Origin of the sequence: Paraburkholderia sp. BCC1884 (genome assembly GCF_900996225.1) — a bacterium.
Lineage (GTDB): Bacteria > Pseudomonadota > Gammaproteobacteria > Burkholderiales > Burkholderiaceae > Paraburkholderia.
The window spans coordinates 142,462-167,663 of the sequence record NZ_CAAJGL010000123.1 but is presented as its reverse complement, the minus strand read 5'-3'; the positions used below and the strand labels follow the sequence as shown (position 1 = coordinate 167,663).

Below are 25,202 nucleotides of genomic sequence, written 5' to 3'. Positions count from 1 at the left end.
AATCCTTCGGCATGTCAGGCGTGCAATTCAACAAATCCTGGTCGCAGAAAATCGCGTACGCTCAAATTTTGTTCTACGGGGAAACTAAATGCATAATTGGGAGACGCCGCGCAGTCGCGTTAGTCGATGAGGTTTGATCACACAGCGACCGCCGAAGCGATTTTCGCAATCACGCGACCAAAGACGAAACATGAACGGATCTCGCGAGAATCAGGAACCGGTTTCGCCAGGAACCGAGCCACGCCCTTCGGACAGCAAAAAAGAGGGGCGGCGTACCCATTCGCGCGAAACTACAGACGCGCCGGCTGGCCAGGTGCCAGGGTTTTCGTCCACGACCAAGGTCATCAGCAGGATTGATCCGACGAACGAATTCGTCGAGGACCTTCAGGCCATGAGTATGGCCGGCTTCTTCGGCTGGAATACCCGTACCGGAGAACTAACGTGGTCAAACGTCACCTATGAGATTTTCGGGTTTGATCCGGGTACGGATCTCGTGCTGGCCGATGTATATAAAAGAATACGTGAGGAAGACGTCGTTCTGCTGCGGCAGGCGCTCGACGACCCGGCCGACAAGGAGGAAGGCCCAGACCTACGCCTGCGCCTTACCCTACCGGGTGGCAACGTCAAGTACGTTCGTGTTCGTGCACATCCCGAGCGACGCGACCCATCATCGGGTCAGTACGTGGGAGTCGCGATGGACATTACGTCCAGCGCGCTAAGTGAACTCGAGCTCAATACTTCGCGACAGGAACTGGCGCAAAAGAAACGCCCGGGCCCAATAGGCGAGGTCGGTGCCTGGGTCGCTCACGACCTGGCACAACCGCTTAGCTCCATTGTCATGAATGGCCAGGCATGTATTCGATGGATGTCAATGGGCACTGCGGGGACGGAAGAAGCCAGAAGTTGCGTGCAACGTATCGTCAGCAGCGGCTATCGCGCTACCGACATCATTCAGCAAATCCGCCGGCTGGCGAGCGGTGAGAAACCGGCAACCGCCCCAATTTTCATTAACGAACTGGTTGAGAGCACAGAAGCTCTGCTTGGCGAGACCTTCGAAAAAAACCACATCACCTGCACCTCGTCGCTTGCGCCGGGATTGCCGACTATTTCCGGCGATCGCACCCAGTTGCAGCAGGTGCTCATCAATCTCCTTAACAATGCCGTGCAGTCGCTTGCCGACGTTGGGGATCGCAAACGAAAAATCTTCATTGCGACGCGCATGTCCGAAGGCAAAGAGCTTCTGGTGATGGTGGAAGACAGTGGAACCGGCTTTAGAGTGCAGGACCTGCCTTTGATGTTTTCCCCTTTCTTTACGACCAAGGCCGACGGCATGGGTATGGGACTCGCGATTTGCCGTACGGTGGTTGAAGCGCATTGCGGCAGGCTTTGGGCGCTTAACAACACCCGACATGGCGCGACGTTCTATTTCACTCTACCTGCCGCTCCTTGATGCTTTGGCTACAATGCAAAAATGTTGCTTCACAGGTTTGCGCCGTTGGGAGCTCGGCATGGGCGACTGATGACGCGACACGTCCGCAGGCCTCTAGCGAAAAACCGACATGCCAAACCTGGTCTCGCATTCGACAGTGATAAACCGCGCTCCCAGTTCCAGTGCGACCACCATACTGTTTGCAAGCCTTCTTGGCTCAGTCATCGAATGGTATGACTTTCTCCTGTACGGGACCGCCACTGCGCTGGTCTTCAACAAGCTCTTCTTCCCTTCGTTCGATCCGATGATCGGCACGATCGTCGCCTTTGGCGTCTATGCGGCAGGGTTTATCGCTCGTCCTGTCGGTGCGATCGTGTTCGGGCATTTCGGCGACCGCTTCGGTCGGACCACCACGTTGGCCCTCACTGTCGTCATCATGGGCGGCGGCACTTTCCTGATCGGCTGCTTGCCGACGTACGGACAGATTGGCGTTGCAGCGCCGATCCTGCTAGTGCTTCTGCGGGTCGTTCAGGGAATTGGATTCGGCGGCGAATGGGGCGGCGCGGTATTGCTGGCTATCGAGCATGCCCCTGTTCACCGCCGTGGCCTTTTCGGGAGCATCGTTCAGCTCGGCTGGCCGTTAGGTATCGTCACCTCGGTCAGCGCTTTCGCGCTGCTCGCGCCGATCAATTCCGAGCGATTCCTGAGTTGGGGCTGGCGCATTCCGTTCTGGTTCAGCTTTATATTGATGGGACTTGCGCTGTTCATAAGGTTGCGTGTGGCTGAAACGCCGGCGTTCAAGACCGCCTTCTCGGAACGACGAATTGCGCGGATACCCGTGCTAGCGATCATTCGGGATCAACGCCATTCCTTTCTTCTGGCCACCGGCCTCAAACTATCCGAAATCGGTTTGGTCGTCGTGGTGACCGTGTTCGCGATCGGTTACGTTACCGCGCATCTCGGGCTACCTAAGGAAGTGATCCTCAACAGCGTGCTCATGGCCGCAGTGGTCGAGCTTTTTACCATACCGATGTTCGGCTGGCTGTCTGACCGGTTGGGTCGTCGAACGATCTTCATTGCAGGGTGTGTGTTTACCATCGCGTTCGCGTTTCCGCTGTTTGCTTTGCTGGACACGCGCAATCCGCTGACCATCGCAATCGCGGTTGTGGTCGCCGTCAATCTCGGCCACGCCAGTATGTTCGCGCTTGAATCGGCCTGGATGTCGGAACTTTTCCCGACACACTTACGCTATACCGGCGCTTCGATGGGATTCCAGTTTGGGGGCGCGCTTGCAGGAGGTTTCGTGCCGTTTGTTGCCGCGATCCTGATGCGTGAAAGCGGAGGCAAGACCTGGCCCATATCGATCATGATCATCGCGCTTGCGGGCGTCACACTTGCTGCTGCATTAGCCGCACCGGAGACATACAACAAGCGGATTGACTAGAGCGTGTCGCATGAAGGCTGACCTGCATACCGGTTCGAGACGAAACCCGGACCGGCAGCGGCAGTCATAGCGCCATGCCACCGTCGATAGTGAGGCTGGAGCCTGTCATGTAACCCGATTCCTTGCTGGCGAGGTACGCAACCAGACCAGCAATCTCGTCCGGATCTGCCGCCCGCTTGAGCGGAATCAGCGGCGTGATCCTCTCGATATGCTCGACCGTCATGTCGGTGACAGTAGGTCCTGGCTGAATGTTGTTGACTGTGATGCCACGGCCTGCGAGGTCGACAGCGATACCTTTCACCATCACTGCAACAGCAGCCTTTGTCATCGCGTAGACGCTCGATCCCGAATGCCCACTTCGCACTGCGGTATTGCTGCCGATCGTAATGATCCGGCCACCGTCAGCGAGACGCGCTGCCGCAGCCTGAATGGCGAGAAAGACGCCACGGACGTTGACATTCAGCATTCGATCCAGGTCTTCCACGCTCACCGACGCAACGTCGCCACGCAACAGGATGCCGGCGTTGACAACCGCAATATCCAGTCGACCAAATCGATGCACAGTCGCCGCGACAGCTGCTTCGATTGCCGCTGGATCAGCGCTGTCTGCCTTGATGGCAACGCCGACTCGTCCAGCGGCCTCGATTGCCTCGACGGTTTCGGCCGCTCGCTCTGGTGCCGACACGTAAGTCACCATGACATCGGCTCCCTCGTTTGCAAGGCGTCTAGCTGATGCCGCACCAATGCCTCGCGAACCGCCAAAGACAATAGCGACTTTTCCTGCGAGGTTTCGACTATTGCTCATTCTCATCTCCTTTGTGGACTATTCAGTCCATAAATAGGCAAGCCTGGGTCCCACCAGGATTTTCGTTATCCGGCGCGACGTAAGGCGGTTGATTGCTAACCTGGCGCAGAATGCGCGGGTTCTTCGTGTCGCCACCCGCGCGGGCGTCGAGTTGTGTGCCTTGCCTCGTGATCAGCAAGAAGGCGGTGTTACGCGGTCAATGGCGGGGTCGACTTCGCCTCAAGCGTTTCGTCGGAGACACGTTCAGTCAGGCGTCAGGAAACCAGCCTTTCTCCCAAAACACGTGCGTGGCGCGTGTCCCTTTTTTCTTCTCGATCGAAATATCGCGGTCTAGCCACGGTTCAAGGATAGTTGTTGTGGATCGAGCTGTCAATAACAAGCTGATGTTGGCGATGCCTTGAGCTACGTATGCTCGAGGAGAAGCGCTACGCGATCTACGTGCTGGTCCTGAGTGCCGAAGCGCCATTCGATAAGCCGGCATTCGGATCACGTTGACGCTTCTCTCTAAGCGTATCGTCGAATGGCGACGACCACTGCGCGAAGTAAGCGGGTACAACAAGACGCAGTAGCCGTGTTGTGTCAGCATTATTTTGTGCTCGCGGTAATAAGTCAGCAAGAATCGGAGTGTCCGCGCTAACCGGCTGTCGTATCGTGTCCAGGCAATCGCACAGTAGGCGACGTCGTCGGATAAAGAACGTGCGCTCGGATCACCTATCCCCTGCGGGGACCTGGTCGCCAATCCGATCGTCGTTATACGGCTCGCCTGTCCTTCATTGACTGGAGTCCGATCATGTTGCCGTTACTATCGTTTCACTCGCTCGCGGCCGAACGCGGCGATGGACTGCGCCCTGAACTAAAAACTTTGCTCGAGCGCCATGCCTGCCAGACAACTGGGCTCGTCGCTACCATCGAGATGGTCGAACAGGATTCGCTTTCTGACGTGACACAAGCCTCCGCCGACGTTCCCGCGAGAGAGTCGGGAGGCGATGAGTCTACGGAGAGCGTCTCCTGATTCCGCGAGAGGGGACAGTGAGGCATGGACCTCTGAATGACTCAGAAGGACCAGCTACCAAAGTTCGACGCAAGGATAGGACTAGCAATGGTCGGCATCGATCGGAGTTCTGAATTCTGCCACCGAGGCTAACTACCCTGATAGATATCGCACGACAGACCCACCACGCAGGGCTGACCGTCTCGGGTTTTACCGTAACCGTTTCGTCCGCCCGGTTGGGCTCCATCGTCCCACGGACTATCGCCGTTCATTGGCATCATCGGCTTCGATGAATCTATCGGCTGCTGGCCAATTGAATGGCTAGTGACGTCTGACGGTTGCATTTGCTGAGCGTTGGCGGCGCCGGTTGCGGTGAGCAGAAATAGCGCGATGCTCACAGCTGATGGTTGCACTTTCATTTCTTCACCTTTCATCATCAACGGATTGCGTTAGCGACGTCGAACCTGCGGCCGGGGAAAGAATTCCCTGAAACGCTCAGCCGCGAAGTCGTTTCAAATGAGCGGTCCCATGAAGGCTTGATTGAGACCAGGAAGAGTTGGCCTTGGCGCACAGCAACTGTGACGTCCTGCCAGTTGCAACTGGCGAGCTATTCCGAAGTCGAGCTTCGCGACCTCCAATGCTCTTTATGGCGCCCATTCCGCTTGATCTTGAGGCCATCGCGCCTCTAGATCTCTATTAACTCCCTCCGAAAAAGACGTTGCACTGCGGATCCATGCGGCACGGTCTGACATGTTTTGTACCGCTTTGTACCCGTGTTTCGGGCGTGCCGCCGTATGCTTCCAGCCCTGCACTCGGGTCCGACGCTTGTGTTGCGGAGCTGTCTTGCGGGGCTGGCTGAGGGGCTTGCGGTGTGCTTTGCGAATGCGCAACATCGGCCATGACAAACAGCACCACAGTGGATGCGACTATTAGTGGTGATTTCATGTTGACTCCTTTATCTACGTTGAGTTTTCCACTCTTGCGATTAGATATTCGCAGTTTGAGCTCGAAATCCACGCGCATCGAGAGTGTCACGCTCGAGCCAGAATACAGACGGTGCGCCGGGTACACTCGACGAATGCCACTCAGCACAGCGTTGCTGTCGTAATCATTGTTGGTCAGGCGAACCGCCGTCGCAACGCACATGCGTAGGCGGTGGACAGCAATCGTCGACGAAAGATGTATGCACTGTCATCGTCCGATTCCGGTGACATGTCGGATACTCGGATGACGTCTACCCGGTTAGTCACGGTCGGTGAGAGCTACTCGAGCCCGTCCAATCCGTGGCGCGAAAATATTGCCTCTTGTATTTCTGGTCGGTTGAAGAGCGGGGCCGCATGCTGGATATCGTCGTCACCAAGATTTGCAAGGTCAACGAGGGCGATTCTCCGTCGCGCTCGTCACGGCCGAATCAGTGTTTGCTCAAGCACCTTGCGAGTTCGCTGAGACGTTCGCGCCGTTATGCGACAGGGCCGGGCCAGAAAGACCACTGGCTGAAGTCAGTCGGTCGCTTGTAGCCCAGCAGCCGGCATGCTTCGGTCAAGTGCCGGGTCCGTGACCGGCGGGGTTCCGAGCTTGATCCCATTATTCGCCAGCATGACGATGAGTTCCGTGCGGCGCCGCAGATTGAAATGCGCGAGCAGATGACTGATGTACTTCCGTACCGTAATGTCCTCGAGCCCCATTCTCAGGGCAATCGCCTTGGACGGAAGCCCTCGCACCAGCCACGCCAACGTTTCGAACTCTCTCGGCGTGAGTCCGAGCTCGGATGCATTGCTCGTTCCCGATCAAATGTGAGGTTGTCTATTGTCAGGTCCATTTGGCCGTGCCTCGTCAGTGTCCCTATCACGACTGAGACTGGCCATGCTGGAGGCGGGAAGGAATACGCCCCCAGCAAGCACTGCACTTATCGCAGCGCGAAGCGCTTCGGGCGGCGAAGATTTGGGCACGTATCCCATGGCGCGAAGTTGGATGCATCGACTGATGGTTTCCACTCGATCATCGGCCGCTATCACGATTACCGGTAACGAGGGTCGCGACTCCTTCAATTCGGCCAGAGCGTTAGAACCGTGGCCATCCGGCAGGTCGAGATCGAGAAAAACGATGTTCAGGAGCTCGCAACGCGCATGACTCATTCCCTGCGCCAACGTGCTCGCGTGCAGCAACTCGATTTGCGGAAAGAGCTCCGTGAGCAGAAGCGCCAATCCGGCTCTGAACAGTTCATGGTCGTCGACGATCAGTACGCGCATTCCATCGTCTCCCAGAACTGTCTTCGAACCGAGCTGCGATTACACACCGGAATATGACTAAATCGGAAGATCGTCCGATGTCTTCAGATCAGATCATACACAGTGGCGGTTGAGCTATATGGCCTCGCCTGGAAAGTGGCGGTTTTTGCCCATCATTAGACGAATCAAGCGTAGCAATGGGACCATCGGACCGTTGCGAACGGCGGCGACTGTGCCAGTTTCATCAGTCGAGTGAATTGCAGTGGAATACAGCGGTCGCCCCAACATTGCTGGCCGTTGCAGCTACGAGGCTGCGTCGCTACGGGTTCTGCCTCGGCCGAATGAGCCTTCGCCGGAGAATTTCATCAACCGCGCCTTTCAGGAAGCAACCCCGAACGGCTGACCACATTACGCTCGGGGCGCTTCAGGTCACTGGTCGTTCGCAAGATTAAGATTCGTTTTCCGATGAGCGCTCATGTACCGGCTAATCTCCGATAGCAGGTCTTTGGGGGCGGAGGACTTGCGCAATAGCACGAACGGTTCGGGGAAGTCGCGAAGAATGTGATCGGACAGCAGTTCGCCGGTGATAAATGCGACGGGAATAACGCCAGCCCATGCGAAATGACGGCGGATTCGGTCAGCAACGTCCTTGCCGGTGGCTCCTTCACCCAAACGGATATCGGCGACGATGAGATCGGGAATGCGGCTGTCATCGGCAAGGATGGCTTCGAATCCGGCCATCGACCCGGCGGCATGCACGAGCGCACCCGCGCTTGAGAAAAGACGCCTCAGGCCTTCGAGGACGGTAGGTTCATCGTCGCACAAGAGCATGAACGTGCCTGTGAGATCGGGCATGTAGGCGTCGCCATCCGGAGCACTTGCCCCGACAGTCGGAGTCGACGCCGAAACCGCCGCGTAGAGGGAAAAGCGCGATCCGCGCCCTTCCGCGGAGGCGAAACTCATACTGTGTCCCGGCAGGATGTGGATCGCACGATGCACGATCGACAGCCCCAGCCCGAGCCCTTTCGAGCGGTCGCGCCCCGGATTGTTGATCTGGTAGTACTCGGAGAAGATTGCGTCCCGATGGGCGGGCGCAATGCCGATGCCGGTGTCCCATACGTCGACGCGCAGTCGTTCGTTCAGTTGCACCCAGCCAAGCACGACGCCGCCCGATGACGTGTTCTTGATCGCGTTCGATACGAGATTCGATACGGAGCGCTTGTAGAGCGATCGGTCGGTCGCGATGGACGGTGGGCGCTTGCGCCGCCCCGCGATTCTTAGATCGATGCCACGCAACCGGGCCGTCTCCCGGTATTGCTCGACAACCTCGACCAAGAGTCCGTGAACATCGACCGGTACGACACGAGGCACATATGAGCCCAGCTCACTGTAATCCTGAATGTCCTTGAACATGTCGAGGATGTCGGCTGCGGTCTCCTCGATGACATCGAGTTCGCGATCCACGGCGTATCCAGCACCGAGCCTCGTCCGGGCGCTGCGGATGAAAAGGTTGATTGCGGCGAGAGGCTGCTGGATGTCGTGATACGCCGATGAAAAGAACCGCTCTTTCTCCTTGACGAGCTCCTGCATGCGCCTGTTCTGCTTGTTGACCGCGCGCGACGCCGCTTCGACGCGAGCCGTGGCCGCGCGCAAGGTGCGCCGGACCATGAATTCACGCCTCGCGGCACGTTCCAGCGGGATACTGAGCAGCACGCCGACGATAGACATCAACGGTAGCATCGTGGCGTGCGCGGTCACTGACTCCACACGCAGTTCGACACTTCCGCCGACGGGTTTGAAATAAAGCATGATCAAATAACTGACGACGCAAATCCCGATTAGCCAAGCCGCCGTGATAACCCGAAGCCGAAAGGCCATGAATATCAGGAAAAGGGAAAACATCAGTACTGGATAGACTTCCCGCCAGCCAAGGTCGCCCGGATAGAACTGCAACATTCTCAACGTGGCGAACCAGCAGCTGATCGTCCAGAGGCTAAGCAGCCCGACGGCCCAACGTTCATCGAGCGCGCGCGGGGTCCAGAACAGCACGGGAATCGTCATCCCGATCGTACCGGCCACTCTCAGGAGAATCAGTTCGTTGTGGTGCAGATGGGCGGGATCGAGCGCGCCTAACCGGCCGAAGTCGCGGATGGAAAATACGACCCACAGCGCCGTGAAGATTGCGATGGCAAGCTTGCGCTGTCCGGAGAACCGTCGCGCGTAGTCCCGCAGGAATGCGCGCTCCTGAGCCGCCGAGTTGAACCTGCGCACCCTGAGGCCTGACGATCTCATGACGACGCTCGATCAGGAAATTCGCCGTCCGCGGATAGGGCAGCGTGCAATTCAATCAGAATAGCAGGGCGCCGGCGAGACATATACACACAAATGTAGGGTTCTGAATGCGCTGCCAGACCTGGAATGCCTACATCTCTTCGGACGCAACACGCCATCTTCTTTCGGACTGTCAATTGCCGCCGCCCACCGTCAGCAATCCGTAACCTTGACCGATGGCCGGTCTGATTCACCGTAACCTTGACATCGGCCTAATCTCTCGCAGCTCGCGGCGCTGCCTTTCCAGGCCCGTTGATCGCCACCACCCCCATAAAAGTCGTCGAGCTTGCTTACCTGCGTTACATTGACCTCTTCGCGCGTATCTGCTCGCCGGATGGAGGCACCCACATGCAATGCTGGCCACGAAACCACGGTGTGATGGTGCTAGCCCGCATGACGCAGTTTCTCTTTGTTTTTATAGCCGCCACAGGCACTCAACTTGCACTCGCACAGTCTAGCCGCGACATTATCGGTGCAGCGAGTCTCGGATCTGGTTATTCGCAGATTGTGAACCTGACCGCGACGCCGGACATCAGCTCCGCGCATCTGCGGGTTTCGGACGGTGCCGTTCCTCAATCCTTCACAGTTACCCGCATTCCCTACGAGGGCAGCTTGTTTAAGTTTTCGGACCGGGATAGCGTCGATTGGCGCGTGTCAGCAGGTTATTTTCGTGAGAAGGACGATTTGCCCATTACTGTGCCGGACGGCTCGATGGGCAGTATCTCGAGCAAATGGTCGGCCTTCAGCGCGACGGGCGGCCTCGTCCTGAAAAGCAGGCTGGGCTATGGATTCACATTCGAGCCAGCACTGGACTTCAGCGTTGTCAGACTGCTCAACGACGCTTCTTATGCGGGCGTCGCCAGCAGCCTTAAGCCTGCTGCAGACGGTCCCTTGTTCAACTGGCACGAAAACGCGTTCGTGATCACCCCGAATGCCGCGCTCGAATGGACCACGAGCATCGCGTCGGCACAGACGCTGACTATTCGCGGTCATATTGCATGGTCCTGGCTTTCCAGCTTTGATGAATCGGATCCCATACTGCGATTCAGGGAGACGGCAGGTGCATGGTCGATCCAGTCGACTTACGTTGGACCAGCAGGCATTCAGTTATTGTCTCGCCCATTAAGCTACGTCGTTAATGCTGGATATGGCGGATTCTTCGGTCCGAATCATGACGCGCTGGGCTTTTCAACGATCGCGAACATTGGGGCTGGGTTCGAACTTCCCTTCGCGCGGGACAACCCACAGTCGAAGCGCTTACGCGTTGGCGCTGCTTATCTATTTGGTCCACACGTCGAGGGGTGGACGGTCAGTTTGGGCTTAACTTATTGATCGGTTCGAGCTGATTCGTTCGGCAGGCGATTTTCGCGCTGACTGACACGGCGACCAGAGGGTCTTTTTTGCCGGTCGACCTTGCCGGCGGATCGTTGGCAACGTGAGTACATGGGCCTATCCATACACGGACTTGCTAGCTTTCCACCCAAGCTGGGTCGACGCTGATCTCTGGCGATGGTTCTCCCGACTGGTTGATCAAGCGCACCTCAGATGCTGCGAGGCAGCTAGCAGTCACGTCCACTCCGATAGGTAACGGACAGCTAAGGGGGCTGCCGTCCCGCCACCGTCGATATCACCCTAAAGATTCATTGCCAGGTGCCGATATGCAGATCGAGCCGCCCATGTCGCAGCGCGCTAACCGGCGCGCACGAACAGCAGGGATGCGGCAAGTCGATAGGGGACTGAGAGAGCATGCAGATCAAGAAGACCAGCGCGCTGACCGGCGTGTCTTTGGCATCCATCGGACTGTTGTCCGGGTGCGTGCAGTTCGTGTCAGTGAAAGACATGGCACGCGACAAGCCGGGCTATCTCGCCACCCACTTCACCATCGAGTCACTGCCGGCCGGGGTGCGCGACAAACTGCCCGCTGCAGGGGCGCACACGCTACCGTTCAAGATGCTGACAATGTCAGGCACGCTGACAGGGCACGTTGGCGCTGTTGCAATAAAGAGCGATTTCAAAGCCACGCTTATTAATGCACAGGATACGGGTCTGGTCCAGCAGGTGTTCGAGACATCGGCTAACGATGTACCGAGCGGCGCGACGTTCAGCCTGTCGTACCTCAACATGTACAGCCTGAAGCAGGAGACGGCCTCGTATTCACAGACGACCGCGCTCATTCCGTTCATCGTGCATGACAGCGATAACAACCAGTTCGCGTTCGATGCACCCAAAGAAGATACAACGTACACGACGACGTTCAAGATCGGCACGACGGTTCAGCTCGTCAATTTCCGCACTACCGTGTCGAGTTGTCACACGGGACGCTACTATCCGGCTTCGCAGATGAGCGCCGGGCTGACGGGCAGGGCAATCGACCTCGACTGCCAGGACACCCGTGACGGCATCATCCAGAACAAGACGCGGCGTACGTATTTGACCGAATACGGCGTCGGATTGAGCCGTTCTCTCGCGACATCGACTGCGAAAATGGATTGGTCGTATAGCGACTTCCAGAAGGATGGCGAAAAGACGGCTATCCGTTTCGCCACGCCAGCGAGCGATAAGCCGATCTGAGGCGCACGCGTTTACCGGCCGTCATACGGTCGGGACGCGACTGCAGAAGCAAGCTCGCCCGCGATCAGTGACTTCAGTGTTGTTGCCGTACGCGGTGACATCACCGAGCCGGTGCGATGCCCGATCATGCCGACTCTCTGCGACTGAATAAGTTACGGGAGCCTGGCACGAGAGGCAGTTCGGCGAATCATCATCTGTTCGAAAGCTGCCACGATGCGTTGTACGTGATCGTTCTTGTGCTTCAATGGGCCGTCGTCACGTTCGTAATGCACCAGCATCGTTGCATTGGCTTCGAAGACGAACACTCTGCCGTCCTGCAGGATCGTGAAGTCGATGCCGGCGTAATCGAGCGCTAGTCGTTCGCCGATGTTCGCGATCGCACGTAATGCGCGGTCGCCGATCGTGCCACGCGGATCGGCGAGAAACCGACGCTCTTCATCGAGCTTCCATGCGTACGCCTCCATATTCGCCGAGTAGTAGTGGACCATCCAGTGTGACGAGATCGCGAGGTGATACGCAAACGGCTCGCCGTCTATAAAGATCATGCGGTACTTGCGATAAAACCCGTCCGCGTCGCGTGTGTCGTGGAATGCGCTCAGGTAATACGAACCGTCCATTACGCGTAGATGCGCGTTAAGTGTGTCGATGTCTTCGCAACGCACGAGGCCGTCGCCGCCATGCGATGCGACTGGCCGCAGCAACAGCGGCAGCGTCAGTCCATTGCCGGCGAGGCGGAACGCGAGCGGGTCGTCGGCGACAGTCGGCTTGTTGCCGAGCACACAACGCGCGCTTACCACATCGGTCAAACCATGCAGCAATTCGGTCAGGCAATGCCGTCGCGTGCGTGCCACCACGGCCGAGCGGTTGAGCACGGGCCGCGACGTGCGCGACTCGAACCGCGCGAGGCGACCGGCGAGCGGCTTCGCGATGTCCGGATCGCCGAGCGCATTGAACACGAGATCGAATGGCGGAAGGTTGGCGTCCTCTTCGTCGAGGGCGTAATCGATAGCGTATTTGATGCGGCAATTGACCGTGCCGGGTAGCAAGGCTGCGAACGGCACGTTGCCGGTGCCGCTGCCGCTACAGAGAATCAGGACGCGACGCGTTTCGCCGCCCGTCTGTTCGATGAATACGCGCTGGGACTTGTACGCGCGTTCACGGCATGCCGCAGCTTCGTGCGGGTTGTCCTGTTCGGCGTGGATTGCCGCCAGGTTCAACCAGGCGACGGCAGTATCGGGAGCGATATCGAGCACGAGACGGTACCAATGCGCAGCGGTCTCGTAGTCGCCCTTCATGAAATAGCCTGTGGCGACGTCGCACAGATTGCGCGGTTGTGCGCCGGACGGTTGCTCGGCAGAAGCGTCGAGCGTTTGAGCTGCGATCAAATGTGCCAGCGCGGCGAGTTCGTCGCCGGCCGTGCGACAGACGTCGGCCTGCCTACGGTAAAACTCAGGATCGAGTCTGGCCGGCGCGCGGGATTCTTCAATGGACAATGGACCTCCGTCAGTTCGACACGGACGCGGCCGCTGTCCGGACTGACTACTCTGCGATGCGAGGCTGGAACTGCTGAACTTGCCGTCGTGCGAGGCTGTGAGCGTATTCAGCAGCGCCGCACGCGGCGCGAAAATCGTGGTCGGAAGATGAGCCAATGGCGTTAAGCAAATTGAAAGCACATCTGGGTGAGGCATGGCGCGCGGGGCATCATCGTACACCACGAAGAAAGTGTGGAAAAAGCGCGCTCAATTGCGACCAGTCCGTGGTCATCGCGATGATCGAAAACACCGTCAGTGTGAAAAACGCGAGCTCCATGGCGGCAGTGCCTTATCGGTCATTTCAGCACCGAGACAGTGCAAGAAAGATCCGTCGCGGCGCATCGAACTGGAGATCTGGTCACGCAATCTGAACAAAAGCGCGTTGCGGGGTCAATTGCTCGGATTGGCACGCTCTCTGCGTGTTGTCGTAGCGGGCTCACGCCGGGAGGCATCATGTTTAAAGACAGATATGTCAGGGCGGACGCTCTATTGGATGGGCGAAAAATAACGGCCGAGTTCGATGCGGTGACGGGGCGTCTTCGCATTCTGTTCGGCAAGGATGTGGGAGCGGTGTGGTTCCCGCCGAATTCGTGGTTTGCGATTGCCAGCGTTGCAAGCCAAAGCAACTGGGGAACCTGTCCGACTCCGGCAGACCTGCAATTGGTCATTGATGAATACACGGCCGGGCAGGCTTAGCGGCCGCGTCAACGAACTTGATGTGCATGGTCGAAGCATGCCGACTGCTCTTCAATCTGCCAATTGATCAGCTATCGGGTTCACAGACCACCAGGAACCGGGTTAGCAACGACGATCCAAAGGTATTGCTTATCGCGACATCGGCCGCGTCGCGTCCCCGCGCCATCAGAATGCGGCCGGTGCGCGGAGCATTATTCCGTGGGTCGAAGGTCTCCCAATGGTCGCCTAAAAAAGCTTCAAACCATGCACAGAAATCCATCGGAGCGTAGGGCGGAGGGAGGCCTACATCGCTGATGTAGCCTGTGCAATATCGCGCGGGAATATTCATCGCACGGCATAACGCCACCGCGAGATGCGCGTAATCCCGGCATACGCCCACGCCGTCCTGCCATGTTTGCCATGCCGTTCTGGTCGGCCGCGCGCAGTTGTAGTCGAAGCGAACGTGGCGATGTACAAAGTCGCAGATTGCCTGTACCCGATCCCGGCCGGGCGGCGTGTGGTCGAATGTCCGCCATGCGAAATCGGATAGCAAATCTGTTTCGCAATAACGGCTGCCAAGCAGGAACATCAAAGATTCATCGGGCAGCTGCTCGATTGCGTGCTGATAGCCGTTCGAACCAGGTAGCTCATGGTGCGGAGGTACCTCGAACACTCCGCACGCCGACAACGTCAACTCGCCTGGCGGCGCGACCAGACGCGTGCAGAGATTGCCAAAAGAGTCCCGATATTGCCGCAGCGGCGTCCAGGGATAGGTGTTGACGTTGTCCGGGACCAGCATGTCCTGAGCACGGGAAAGGTGCGTATTCAGCATCAGCAGCATTGGCGTCGCTTGGGGACATGCGAATACCAACTCGTAACCCACGCGAAGTCTCATGCGTTCACCTTATTGGCAGCAGGGCGGGCTGTAGCGGACAGCCATTGACGAGACTCACAGCAACGACCGTTCCCAATTCGCAGAGGGTACCGAATGCATGTATTCGTTTCGACTTCGCAAGCGGCCACGCTTGAAATGCGGTCAGGGAGAGACCGTTGCTAGCGACAATCCGCCGGGAATACGGTCAATTTCCCTCGGCGTCGCTCTGTGCGGAGACGAACGGTTGAACCTGCCGCGCCGACGGACAGAGACCTGCAAGCACTGTCCTCGCATGTTGGTCGGCTAGCGTTACCAGATCCACCGGTTCGAAACCCAGCGGTGCCAGGACCTGGCGAGACAGGATTGCGGCAAACATCGGGCCGATCAGAGAGAACACATGAACACGAGGGTCGCCGTCACGGACTTCGCCCTTCTTTTGCGAGCGTTCAATAAGCGCCTGCAGAGCTTCGAACAAGGGTGCCACGACCTCTTCGACCCAGATACGCCCAAGGTCTGGGAAGCGTTCGCTTTCCCTGAGAATCAGCGCTGCGATACCCGGGCTAAGACTGTTTCCAATCGACGTGGCTGCCTGGGAAAGAAAAAGCGGTACGAATTCGGCAAATGAGCGATCGAACTGGTGAATCGTCTCACTCAACTGTCGCACGTTCGTCGCAGTCACCTGCTGGACGACAGCGCGAAACAGCCGCTCCTTGGTTTCGAAGTACAGATAGACGGTGCCCTTGGCGACACCAGCGCGGCGCGCAACGTCATCCAGTCTGGTTGCCTCGTAGCCTGCCTCGAGAAAGCAGGAAAGCGCGACATCGATGATTTCACCGGGTCGCGCATCCTTGCGCCGCCGGCGTTTGTCCGGTTCGGTAGCGGAGCGGCGAGGTTCTCCTGATTCCTTTGCAGTGGCTTCGGTATGTTTCATTCTTTCTTCTGCAATCCATAAATTGCCGCGCATGGAGGTATGGGCTAGCCTGAGAACCGGTCCTGGCCGGTTGCTGTTCACCGTCCTTGCGTAGGCTCTTCCTTCACTCACGTCATGATAGCCCGTCGCCCTGCCTGCTCGTTGTCCCTCTGCCGCAGGTGAACATCGCTCGCTGTCGGTTCATCGGTCGATGCAGTCTCAATGGCCGCATCTCGACGCTACCCTGGTCACTCATCCGCTGCCGTCACCCGAAAGCAGGACTTGCGAACTAATGACTTTGAAGTCATTATCTGCTCCGGGGCTTCAGACAGCTAGCCGATCGGCCACCCCAATTGACAGCCCGCGACGTAAACGATGTGCACCGGTCGTCTGCTGCGGCGCATCTCCACTGTATAAGCGCGAGGGAAAACGTTGAAACCCAACCATGCACCGATGGCGGCCGCAAGACCGGTTGGCCGGATGCCCGCCCTGTCGTTTCGGCATCAAAGTGTTCGCGAGGCGAAGTCAGGTCGCGGCGCACGGACCAACCCTCGTTCCAGCGATACCGCGCCCGTGAAGGGCATTGCCCTGCTCGCGGGCTGCCTGCTCGCCGTTGCTGTACTGCCGGGTTGTTCCCGTCACGAAACGCCCGCTTACCAGGGCTACGTCGAAGGCGAATTCGTCTATCTCAGTTCGTCGCAGTCGGGCACGCTCACGCAGCTAGCGATCACGCGCGGCCAGATGGTTGATGCAGGCGCATCGGTGTTCACGCTCGAATCAGGAAACGAAACCGCGGCGTTGAACCAGGCCAGGCAGCAGCTCATGTCGGCACATGCGCAATTGCACGATATCCAGACTGGCAAGCGGCCGGTCGAGGTCGACGTTACGAAGGCGCAGCTAGCGCAAGCCACCGCTAACGCGCGCAAGGCAGCGCTGCAGCTGACGCGTGACGAAGCCCAGTACAGCGCGGGCGGCATTCCGAAAGCCCAGCTCGACGATTCGCGCGCCAACGCCGAAGCGACCGCAGCTCAGGTGCGCGAGCTTTCATATCAGATCGACGTTGCCCGGTTGCCCGGACGCCAGCAGCAGATCAGCGCCCAGTCCGCCCAGGTCGAGGCTGCGCAGGCGGCCGTCGCGCAGGCGCAGTGGAAGCTCGATCAGAAGCAGGTGACGGCGCCGGCGCGGGGCCGCGTGTATGACACGCTGTTCCGCGTCGGCGAATGGGTGCAGGCAGGCAGCCCCGTCGCCCAGATGCTGCCCCCGCAGAACGTCAAGGTGCGCTTCTTTGTGCCAGAAACTGCGGTGGGAGCACTGCAGCCGGGCCGCGCGCTGACGATCCATTGCGACGGCTGCGCAGCCGACGTGGCGGCGAAGATCACCTACATTTCGAACCAGGCGGAATATACGCCGCCGGTGATTTACAGCAACGAGCGCCGCTCCAAGCTCGTCTATATGATCGAAGCGCATCCGGCCGTCGCTGACGCCGACAAGCTCCGTCCGGGGCAGCCCGTCACGGTGACGCTGCAATGAGTCAACCGGACCAACAGTACGCGATAGACGTGCACGGCTTGAACAAGCACTTCGGCGACAAGCATGTCGTGAACGACGTGTCGTTACAGGTCGCGCAAGGTGAAATCTTTGGCTTCCTCGGGCCTAATGGCAGCGGCAAGACCACCTCGATACGATTGATGTGCGGGTTGTTGACACCGGACTCGGGCAGCGGCACATGCCTCGGCTACGACATCGTGCGTCAAAGCGCGCTGATCAAGCGAAACGTGGGCTACATGACCCAGCGCTTTTCGTTCTGGGAAGACCTGACCATCCGCGAAAATCTCGACTTCGTCGCGCGCGTGTATGAAATGAAAAACCGCCGTGAGGAAGTCGACGCGACGCTTGAAACGCTCGGTCTGCAAAGCCGCGCGAACCAGTTGACGGGTGCACTATCGGGCGGGTGGAAACAGCGGCTTGCGCTGGCGGCGTGCATGCTGCACGAGCCGCGTCTGTTGTTGCTCGACGAGCCAACCGCCGGAGTCGATCCGACTGCACGGCGCGATTTCTGGGAGGAACTGCATCGTCTCGCGGCACGCGGAATCTCCGTGCTCGTCAGCACTCACTACATGGACGAGGCAGAACGCTGCCACAAGCTTGCCTATATCGCTTACGGCAAGCTGCTCGCACATGGAACGTCGAAAGAGGTGATCGATTCACAAGACCTCGCGACATGGTCGATTTATGGCGAACATCTCACTGAACTATCCGAACAGTTGCGTGGGATGGACGGTGTCGATCAAACCGTCGTATTCGGCTCGGCATTGCATGCAAGCGGCCACGATCACCCGGCGCTGGAGGCAGCGATCCGACGTGCTACCGACGGCAAGCCGGTGCGCATCGAGCAGATCGGAACGGGCCTTGAGGATGTCTTCATCTACATGATGAACCGATCGGCTGACAACTACGGAGCCAAGGCGTGAACTTCGATGCCTTTTTCTCGCTGACGCGCTGGTGGAGCATTGTGCTGAAGGAGCTTTTACAGCTACGACGCGACCGGATCACGTTCGCGATGATCGTCGGCTTGCCGGTCGTGCAACTGGCGCTCTTCGGCTTTGCGATCAACACCGATCCGAAGCATTTGCCCACCGCCGTGATTCTTGCCGACCAGAGCCCGTTTTCGCGCAGCTTCGTCGCGGCAATGGAGAACTCGGAATACTTCAGGATTGTCGACACGCTGCATACCGAGGAGGAAGGGCGTCGCGCGCTTGCAGAAGGCCGCGTCCAATTCGTGCTGACGGTCCCAGCCGATTTTTCGAAGCGGTTGCTGCGCGGCGAGCGGCCCGCCTTGCTCGTCGAAGCCGATGCGACCGACCCAACCGCCACCGGCACCGCACTCGGTGCGTTGCCGAGCCTCGTTCAACCAGTGGCAGACAAGGACATCACCGGTCCGCTTGCGCACCTGAACGGCGCACCCGCTGCATTTAGTGTGCAGGTACAACGCCTGTATAACCCGGAAGGCATCACCCAATACAACGTCGTGCCGGGGCTGATGGGCATCATCCTGACCATGACGATGGTGATGATGACGGGCCTCGCCATCACGCGCGAGCGCGAGCGCGGCACGATGGAAAACCTTCTCGCGACGCCGGTCCTGCCACTTGAGGTGATGACCGGCAAGATCGTTCCCTATGTGGCTATCGGGCTGGTGCAGGTCTCCATCATTCTCGCCGCGTGCCGCTATGTGTTCAACGTGCCCTTCGAAGGCAGCGTGCTGGCGATTTATCTGACGTCACTGCTGTTCATCGCCGCGAACCTGACCGTTGGCATTACGTTATCGTCGCTCGCGCAGAACCAGTTGCAGGCGGTGCAGCTTACGTTTTTCTATTTCCTGCCCAGCATGCTGCTATCCGGTTTCATGTTTCCGTTCGCCGGGATGCCACGCTGGGCGCAATGGATCGGCAACGTACTACCGCTCACCTATTTCAACCGGCTCGTGCGGGGCATCCTCCTTAAAGGTAATGGATGGACCGAACTGTGGCCCTCAGTCTGGCCGCTAATGTTGTTCACGGTAGTCGTGCTGGGCATCGCATTGCGCTTTTATCGGCGCACGCTCGATTAAGAGGATCACGCTGATGAACCCGCTCGCAAGCTCTTCCGTTCTTATCGCCTCTCTCGCACTCTGCGGCTGTGCGGTAGGTCCGGACTTCCAGGCGCCGGCCGCGCCCAGCACACAGTCTTATACTCGCGGCACGCAGCCTGTGTCCGCCGATGCGGCTGGTACGACGCAGACCTTCACCCAGGCAGACAACGCTGTGCCGATGTGGTGGACCCAGTTCGGCTCCAATGCCTTGAACCGTCTCGTCGATACCGCGCTGCATAACAGCCCTACGCTGGCACAAGCGCAAGCCAGATTGACGGAGGCGCGCGAGAACTATGCAGCGGAGGCTGGCGCGACCCAGTATCCCGCGATCGACGCCACGCTTTCCACCACGCGTCAGAAAGTCGATCTGAATTCATTCGGCATTACGTCCGTACCAAGCCCCGGTCCTTTCACTATCTATAACGCGTCGCTCAGCGTGTCATACGCTCTGGATATATTTGGCGGCAACCGACGCGCGCTCGAAGGACTAATGGCCCAGGTCAATTACGAGGCCTACGAGCTGGAGGCGGCGAGGCTATCGCTGGCGGGCAACGTGGTCGCCAACGCGATCCGGCGCGCGTCCCTGCAACAGCAGATTGACTTGACTGAGCGCCTCGCCGATACACAGGGGCACCAGTTGTCGATCATGGAACGCCGATTCGCGGCCGGGGGCGTGTCTGAACTCGACGTCCGTAGCCAGCGCACGCTGCTCGCACAAACGCGCGCGACACTGCCGCCGCTGTCGACGCAACTCGCCCAAGCCGATCATCAACTGGCGATTCTGCTCGGCAGTGCGCCTTCCGAGGCAGACTTTCACGACATCACGCTCGACTCGTTACACCTGCCATCAACCGTGCCGGTCACACTGCCGTCAACCCTCGCGCACGAACGGCCGGACATTCGCGCGTCGGAAGCGCTGCTGCATCAGGCGAGCGCGAATGTCGGCGTGGCAACGGCCAACCTGTATCCGCAGTTTGCGATTTCAGCGGGGATTGGCTCGGAACGCACGCGGATGGCGGATGTCCTGAGCGGAATGAACATCTGGAACATTGGCCTCAACCTGACGCAGCCGCTGTTTCGCGGCGGAGAGCTGCATGCGAAAAAGCGCGCCGCGCAGGCCGACTATGACGCTGCGCTTGCCGGGTATCGGCAAACAGTGCTTCAGGCGCTCCAGCAGGTCGCGGACGCATTGCAAGCGTTGAATAATGATGCGCGGACGTTGAGCGAACGCAGTGATGCGCAGCGGGAAGCCCAGTCAAGTCTTACCATTGCGCAAGCGCAGTATGTGGCAGGTGGGGTTAGCCAGTTCAGCCTGCTTGATACACAGCGATCGGCGCTGCAAACCGCCCTCGACCAGAGTCGTGCGCAGGCTGACAGGCTGACGGACACTGCTATGCTATTCCAGTCCCTGGGGCGCGCCTGGTGATAGAAATCAGCTATCGCCGGCTATCTCGAGGCGATGGGCGCGGCGGATCGTGAGGAGCCTGCAATTGCGAAGGTCAGAACGAAGCAATCACAGGGACAAAAGCACCGCTCTTTCGAGTGCGCGCCGCGTTACAGTCTTTTAATCTCGAAACCCCGGCCAAGGACGGCACATGCGAAACGTTCCAAATCATACCGATTCGTCGGAGTCGCTCGCACTCGACATCGGCGCGATTACGCGCATAGGCGCGGTGACTTCGATGCTGAAGATGATTTGCGACGAAACCGGGATGGGCTTTGCGGCCGTCGCCCGGGTGACCGACGCTACTTGGACCGCATGCGCAGTCCAGGATAATATCGGCTTCGGTTTGAAAGCAGGCGGCCAGCTAGAGCTTCACACAACCCTGTGTTTCGAATCGCGTGCGGCTCGGCATGCAATCATCATCGACCAGTTCAGCCAGGATGCCACTTATAAAAACCACCACACACCTGCCATCTACAAACTGGAAAGTTACATATCCGTTCCTATCATCACGCCGGGGGGCGAGTATTTCGGAAATCTATGTGCTATCGACCCCCGGCCGGCCCGAGTGTCGGAGGCAAGGATTGTGCGAATGTTCGAGGTCTTCGCAAATCTGATAGGTATGCAGCTGGAGAATGAGCATCGGCAGTGGTCGACAGAAGCTCAGCTGCTAAGTGAGCGCGAGACCGCAAATTTACGTGAACAGTTCATTGCTGTTCTCGGTCACGATTTGCGTAATCCCTTGTCAGCTGTGAGTGCGACAGCCGAATACCTGGCGTGTCGCACCGATGACTCGAACCTCATGAATGTCGGCAACCGCCTGAAGCGGACGGTGACGCGGATGTCCCGGCTCATTGAAGATGTCATGGACTTCGCGCGGGGTCGACTTGGTGCGGGCATTGCCGTGACGATTCAACCCGTCGACAACCTCAACGAGGCTCTCCTTGCGGTCGTCGACGAAGCCCGTCTTGCAAATCCTGCACGCGTCGTGACCGTAGAATTGGCGTCTGTGGACCCCGTCAGCTGCGACTTTGCCCGCATGCAGCAGCTGCTGTCGAATCTACTCGGGAATGCGCTGACTCACGGCGCGGGTGACATGCCGGTAGTGGTTCGCACATCAACGGATGCTGCGCATTTCACTCTAACTGTATCGAACGGCGGCGAGCCGATACCGGCGCACATGCTTCCAAAAGTCTTCGAGCCATACTGGCGACCGCCATCCAGTTCACCCGGGGGCGGACTTGGACTGGGCCTGTACATTTGTAAGCAGATAGTGGAAGCGCATGGCGGAACGCTCGAAGTGTGCTCGACAGTGTCCGACGGCACATGTTTTACCGCGAGCATTCCACTAATCCGGTGACGAGTTCCAGGCGACGACGTGATGCAAAGCCTGGCTATTGAATATTGCGGTTTGAGCCGTTCAAGCCGTGATTTACATCGCTATTTGCGCCGCTATTTGTTCCCTTGTTCAAGCCGTTGGTTTTGCTACTGGGACGTCTGGTCGTCGCGCCGCTGATCGCTGCATCAGTCCCATTTCCCACGCCGACGCCAGCGTCCGGAACATCTGTCGCCCGATCGCCTGCTGCGCTCGGAGTTTTTGTCGTGCCCGCGCCAAGGCTAGGCGCTGCAGATCCGCCAGCCTGTGCAAAAGTTGTTACTGTCGACAGTGCCACCGCAAACACCGAAGTGACAAGCGTCCTGATTAGATATTTCATGGCTCACCTCCAAACAAACTATCTCGTGTAAGCGTCACTCGCTTACACGAATCAGGTGTCGCAAGCGTCATGCCGTCTGTCGCGGGTTCTCGTCTTCCTGACGGAATGAGTCGTCGCGTTTAACGTGCCCGCGAGAGACCCAGGGAAACGCATTGTCGTTTCTACAGGACAGGCCACTCGCTATGGTCGTTCGCGTGCGGCCCCATGCGCGAACCGGGACCCGGCGAAACTCAGCGCGGGCGATACGGCATATAGCCTTGCGGCCCCTTGGGCAGAGCTAGGGAAAAAGCGCTCTTGCCCGGGAACGCGGCATGCGGCGAATGATTTATCTTCCTCGTGCAGCGCAATGCTGCATTTTTGCCAGAGCGCTGCGCTCTGAGACCCGGGCGCCCATGAGGGTGCGGCACCTAGCGTCGCCTAGTGTGCAGCTGTCCGGAATATCTGCCCCGCCTGAGTACTCGTCGCATCGTTATGGCAGCGAAGCCTCCCATCTCGTCGCCGCGTATCCGGCCCTCTATGGAGAAGTGACATGTTTATGCACAACAAGCGCCTTCAATACACTGTTCGTGTTAGCGCCCCGAATCCCGGACTGGCTAACCTGCTGCTGGAACAATTTGGTGGCCCCCAGGGCGAACTGGGAGCAGCCTGCCGATACTTCACCCAGGCGGTCGGAGAAGATGACCCAGGTCGAAAGGATCTGCTTTTTTCTATTGCCACTGAGGAACTGAGCCACCTTGAAATAATCGGGTCCATCGTCGCGATGTTGAACAAGAGCGCGAAGGGACAACTTGCCGAAGGCGTTGAGGCAGAGGCCGAACTCTACCGGTCGATGACGGGCGGTGGCAATGACTCACACACGACAGCGTTGCTGTACGGAGGCGGCCCCGCGCTGACAAACTCAGCCGGTGTTCCATGGAGTGCAGCCTATGTCGACACTATCGGTGACCCTACCGCAGATCTGCGCTCGAATATCGCTGCAGAGGCGCGGGCCAAGATCGTATATGAGCGCCTGATGAACGTGACCGATGACCCGGGCATTTCCGAGGCACTTGGTTTTTTGATGACGCGGGAAATCGCTCACCAGAAGTCCTTTGAGAAAGCGTTGCATTCGATTCAGCCGAACTTTCCTCAAGGCAAACGTCCGGGCGTGCCGGAATTCGCGAGTGTGTACTACAACATGTCGCAAGGCGACGACGCGCCGCGAGGTCCGTGGAACGAGGGCCCCGGGTGGGAATTCGTCGAGACGCCCGAACCCGCAGTAGACGGCGGTGATGGGCTCGCTTCGGTGAATGTGTCGGGCTCAGATGCAAAAGTCTTGACGGCCATGGCTGCACGTACTGCATCGGATACGAGTCTAGACCCGACGACCGGCGCCGACTTAGGTACAGGACAAACTGTCGCCGAACCCGAGAAATAAAGTCGCACCGAAGTGGTTGAGAAGCGGCGATCAAGCGAGCGCGCTCGGCGCGCTCGCGTTAACCGTCGCCGTCGACATCCCGGAACACTGACCAATAATGTTTATTGTGCGGTGTTCTGATAACGGTTCGCAGACGGCGTGGACGGTATGTTCCAGGCGCGCTTGTGCGATTCGAATATCACTGGCACGGGCGATGCTGCGTATGTGAAGGTCGAAGCAGGCGATTTGTCGTCAATTATGTCGGGAGAAACGCCCCATGGATCGACTCATCAAGACCCTATTGATCGCAATTGTGTCCGCTACGATGTCATTTGCCGTCACCGGCTGCAAGCGCACGGACAACGGTAACGCTGGGAGCCTGAATGTAGGTAGCAGCGGAGTCATGAGTAACTCGGCGGCGGCCAACGGCACGCCTGGCGAGAGCGATGCCGCCAAACGGGTGGATAGCGCGGCGGGCGCAGGTGCCAGCGCAGTGAGCGCGGCGAGCAGCGAACCCCCTGTAGTTAGTACCCCGTCGAGCGCCGCGTCCACAGCCAAGCAATAAGGCCGACGCGCATCACCCACTTCCGCGAGTGCGATCACAAATCAGCCTTGCTTTATACCGTCAGGAGAGAGGTCGTGATGAGACAAAGCGCGCGAATCAAACAGACTGGCGGATGTGCGTGTGGCGCGGTTCGACTGGAGGTCACTACGCTTCCACTCAGAGTTTCGATATGTCATTGCATGACATGTCGGCGGGTCCATGGCAGCGCGTTTGGCAGCTATGCGATGTTCAAGCGCGGCACCGTTCAATTTTCCGGCACGACCGTGGCTTGGCGAAGCTCTCCTGATTCACGAAGGCATTTTTGCCCGCTATGCGGTTCCGTGATTTTCATGGAATGCCTGAGTAGCGATGAAGTGGACTTGGCATTAGGTGCTTTCGATCAGGCGGGAATCTACGAACCTACTGACGAACTGTGGTGCCGCCATAAGGAGCCGTGGCTCCCCACGGGTGTGCGAAAAGAGTATGACGAAGGCCGCCTCGCATCGAGATCCTTATCAATCTGGAGTTTCAGCGGAGTAGTGACGCAGCGAAGCGACCTGCCGAACTGTAGGCGATGACTTGAACCGGCAGGGTGCCTCTGACTCACCGTCAAATTCGATCTTACGGATTGATAGCGGCTTCGTTTAAATGACGCGAAACCCCATGAGGAGGCTACCTCCTC

Annotated in this window: 20 protein-coding genes and 2 pseudogenes; 13 read left to right on the top strand and 9 right to left on the bottom strand. The window is 58.5% G+C overall.

The window, feature by feature from the left end; all coding sequences use genetic code 11:
* Nucleotides 1-190 precede the first annotated feature (190 nt).
* Together FQ705_RS28335 and FQ705_RS28330 are read left to right on the top strand one after the other, a co-directional pair.
* Nucleotides 191-1,450: a sensor histidine kinase gene (locus FQ705_RS28335; RefSeq protein WP_144147053.1), complete on the top strand. Its 1,260-nt coding sequence runs from the start codon at nt 191-193 to the stop codon at nt 1,448-1,450.
* 109 nt (nt 1,451-1,559) lie between these two features.
* Nucleotides 1,560-2,873 carry an MFS transporter gene (locus tag FQ705_RS28330; RefSeq protein WP_144147050.1) on the top strand — a complete coding sequence of 438 codons (1,314 nt, stop codon included), beginning with the start codon at nt 1,560-1,562 and terminating at the stop codon, nt 2,871-2,873.
* Nucleotides 2,874-2,937: 64 nt separating this feature from the next.
* Here the strand turns inward: FQ705_RS28330 and FQ705_RS28325 are convergent, their stop codons facing one another.
* The 5 genes and pseudogenes from FQ705_RS28325 to FQ705_RS28295 all read right to left on the bottom strand — a co-directional run bounded on the left by FQ705_RS28325 (nt 2,938) and on the right by FQ705_RS28295 (nt 9,189).
* Nucleotides 2,938-3,678 carry an SDR family NAD(P)-dependent oxidoreductase gene (locus tag FQ705_RS28325; protein WP_186308037.1) on the bottom strand — a complete coding sequence of 247 codons (741 nt, stop codon included), beginning with the start codon at nt 3,676-3,678 and terminating at the stop codon, nt 2,938-2,940.
* 1,140 nt (nt 3,679-4,818) lie between these two features.
* Nucleotides 4,819-5,106 carry a hypothetical protein gene (locus tag FQ705_RS28315; protein ID WP_144147044.1) on the bottom strand — a complete coding sequence of 96 codons (288 nt, stop codon included), beginning with the start codon at nt 5,104-5,106 and terminating at the stop codon, nt 4,819-4,821.
* Between the two features lie 1,062 nt (nt 5,107-6,168).
* Nucleotides 6,169-6,414: pseudogene (locus FQ705_RS28305) on the bottom strand (response regulator transcription factor); the annotation flags it as partial.
* A 42-nt stretch (nt 6,415-6,456) separates the two neighbouring features.
* Nucleotides 6,457-6,918, bottom strand: a complete 462-nt coding sequence (locus FQ705_RS28300; protein ID WP_144147035.1) for a response regulator transcription factor — start codon at nt 6,916-6,918, stop codon at nt 6,457-6,459.
* Between the two features lie 408 nt (nt 6,919-7,326).
* Nucleotides 7,327-9,189, bottom strand: a complete 1,863-nt coding sequence (locus FQ705_RS28295; RefSeq protein ID WP_144147032.1) for a hybrid sensor histidine kinase/response regulator — start codon at nt 9,187-9,189, stop codon at nt 7,327-7,329.
* Nucleotides 9,190-9,480: 291 nt separating this feature from the next.
* Here FQ705_RS28295 and FQ705_RS28290 point away from each other — a divergent pair, with 291 nt between their 5' ends.
* Nucleotides 9,481-10,560, top strand: a complete 1,080-nt coding sequence (locus tag FQ705_RS28290; protein ID WP_144147029.1) for a hypothetical protein — start codon at nt 9,481-9,483, stop codon at nt 10,558-10,560.
* Between the two features lie 414 nt (nt 10,561-10,974).
* A complete protein-coding gene (locus FQ705_RS28285; RefSeq protein ID WP_144147025.1) occupies nt 10,975-11,799 on the top strand; it encodes a hypothetical protein in 825 nt (274 codons plus the stop codon).
* A 152-nt stretch (nt 11,800-11,951) separates the two neighbouring features.
* Here the strand turns inward: FQ705_RS28285 and FQ705_RS28280 are convergent, their stop codons facing one another.
* Entirely contained in the window at nt 11,952-13,292 is a 1,341-nt protein-coding gene (locus FQ705_RS28280; protein ID WP_144147022.1) for a RimK family alpha-L-glutamate ligase, read from the bottom strand.
* A gap of 492 nt (nt 13,293-13,784) precedes the next feature.
* On the opposite strand from FQ705_RS28280, the gene FQ705_RS28275 reads away from it, so the two are divergent.
* Nucleotides 13,785-14,027 (top strand): hypothetical protein, encoded by a 243-nt coding sequence (locus tag FQ705_RS28275; protein WP_144147019.1) that lies wholly within the window; start codon nt 13,785-13,787, stop codon nt 14,025-14,027.
* Between the two features lie 67 nt (nt 14,028-14,094).
* Here the strand turns inward: FQ705_RS28275 and FQ705_RS28270 are convergent, their stop codons facing one another.
* Both FQ705_RS28270 and FQ705_RS28265 read right to left on the bottom strand, forming a co-directional pair.
* Complete coding sequence (locus FQ705_RS28270) at nt 14,095-14,901, bottom strand: transglutaminase-like domain-containing protein (protein ID WP_144147016.1); 807 nt, start codon at nt 14,899-14,901, stop codon at nt 14,095-14,097.
* A gap of 184 nt (nt 14,902-15,085) precedes the next feature.
* The gene (locus tag FQ705_RS28265; protein WP_186308033.1) at nt 15,086-15,811 is read right to left on the bottom strand and encodes a TetR/AcrR family transcriptional regulator; all 726 of its coding nucleotides are present in this window, start codon (nt 15,809-15,811) and stop codon (nt 15,086-15,088) included.
* A gap of 561 nt (nt 15,812-16,372) precedes the next feature.
* Between FQ705_RS28265 and FQ705_RS28260 the strand changes: the two genes are divergently transcribed.
* The 5 genes from FQ705_RS28260 to FQ705_RS28240 all read left to right on the top strand — a co-directional run bounded on the left by FQ705_RS28260 (nt 16,373) and on the right by FQ705_RS28240 (nt 22,225).
* Nucleotides 16,373-17,320, top strand: a complete 948-nt coding sequence (locus FQ705_RS28260) for an HlyD family secretion protein (protein WP_409934746.1) — start codon at nt 16,373-16,375, stop codon at nt 17,318-17,320.
* A complete protein-coding gene (locus tag FQ705_RS28255; RefSeq protein ID WP_144147010.1) occupies nt 17,317-18,261 on the top strand; it encodes an ABC transporter ATP-binding protein in 945 nt (314 codons plus the stop codon). Before FQ705_RS28260 ends, FQ705_RS28255 begins: the two co-directional genes overlap by 4 nt.
* Nucleotides 18,258-19,400: an ABC transporter permease gene (locus FQ705_RS28250; protein WP_144147008.1), complete on the top strand. Its 1,143-nt coding sequence runs from the start codon at nt 18,258-18,260 to the stop codon at nt 19,398-19,400. The genes FQ705_RS28255 and FQ705_RS28250 overlap by 4 nt, the downstream gene beginning before the upstream one ends.
* A 13-nt stretch (nt 19,401-19,413) precedes the next feature.
* A complete protein-coding gene (locus tag FQ705_RS28245; protein ID WP_144147003.1) occupies nt 19,414-20,847 on the top strand; it encodes an efflux transporter outer membrane subunit in 1,434 nt (477 codons plus the stop codon).
* A 169-nt stretch (nt 20,848-21,016) separates the two neighbouring features.
* Complete coding sequence (locus tag FQ705_RS28240) at nt 21,017-22,225, top strand: sensor histidine kinase (protein WP_144147000.1); 1,209 nt, start codon at nt 21,017-21,019, stop codon at nt 22,223-22,225.
* A gap of 34 nt (nt 22,226-22,259) precedes the next feature.
* Here the strand turns inward: FQ705_RS28240 and FQ705_RS28235 are convergent, their stop codons facing one another.
* The gene (locus FQ705_RS28235) at nt 22,260-22,580 is read right to left on the bottom strand and encodes a hypothetical protein (RefSeq protein ID WP_144146997.1); all 321 of its coding nucleotides are present in this window, start codon (nt 22,578-22,580) and stop codon (nt 22,260-22,262) included.
* 529 nt (nt 22,581-23,109) lie between these two features.
* Between FQ705_RS28235 and FQ705_RS28230 the strand changes: the two genes are divergently transcribed.
* The 3 genes and pseudogenes from FQ705_RS28230 to FQ705_RS28220 all read left to right on the top strand — a co-directional run.
* On the top strand, nt 23,110-23,997 hold the full coding sequence (locus tag FQ705_RS28230; protein ID WP_144146995.1) for a manganese catalase family protein: 888 nt from the start codon (nt 23,110-23,112) through the stop codon (nt 23,995-23,997).
* A 256-nt stretch (nt 23,998-24,253) separates the two neighbouring features.
* Complete coding sequence (locus FQ705_RS28225; RefSeq protein ID WP_144146992.1) at nt 24,254-24,541, top strand: hypothetical protein; 288 nt, start codon at nt 24,254-24,256, stop codon at nt 24,539-24,541.
* Between the two features lie 77 nt (nt 24,542-24,618).
* Nucleotides 24,619-25,017, top strand: a pseudogene (locus FQ705_RS28220) (GFA family protein); the annotation flags it as partial.
* Between the last annotated feature and the right edge of the window lie 185 nt (nt 25,018-25,202).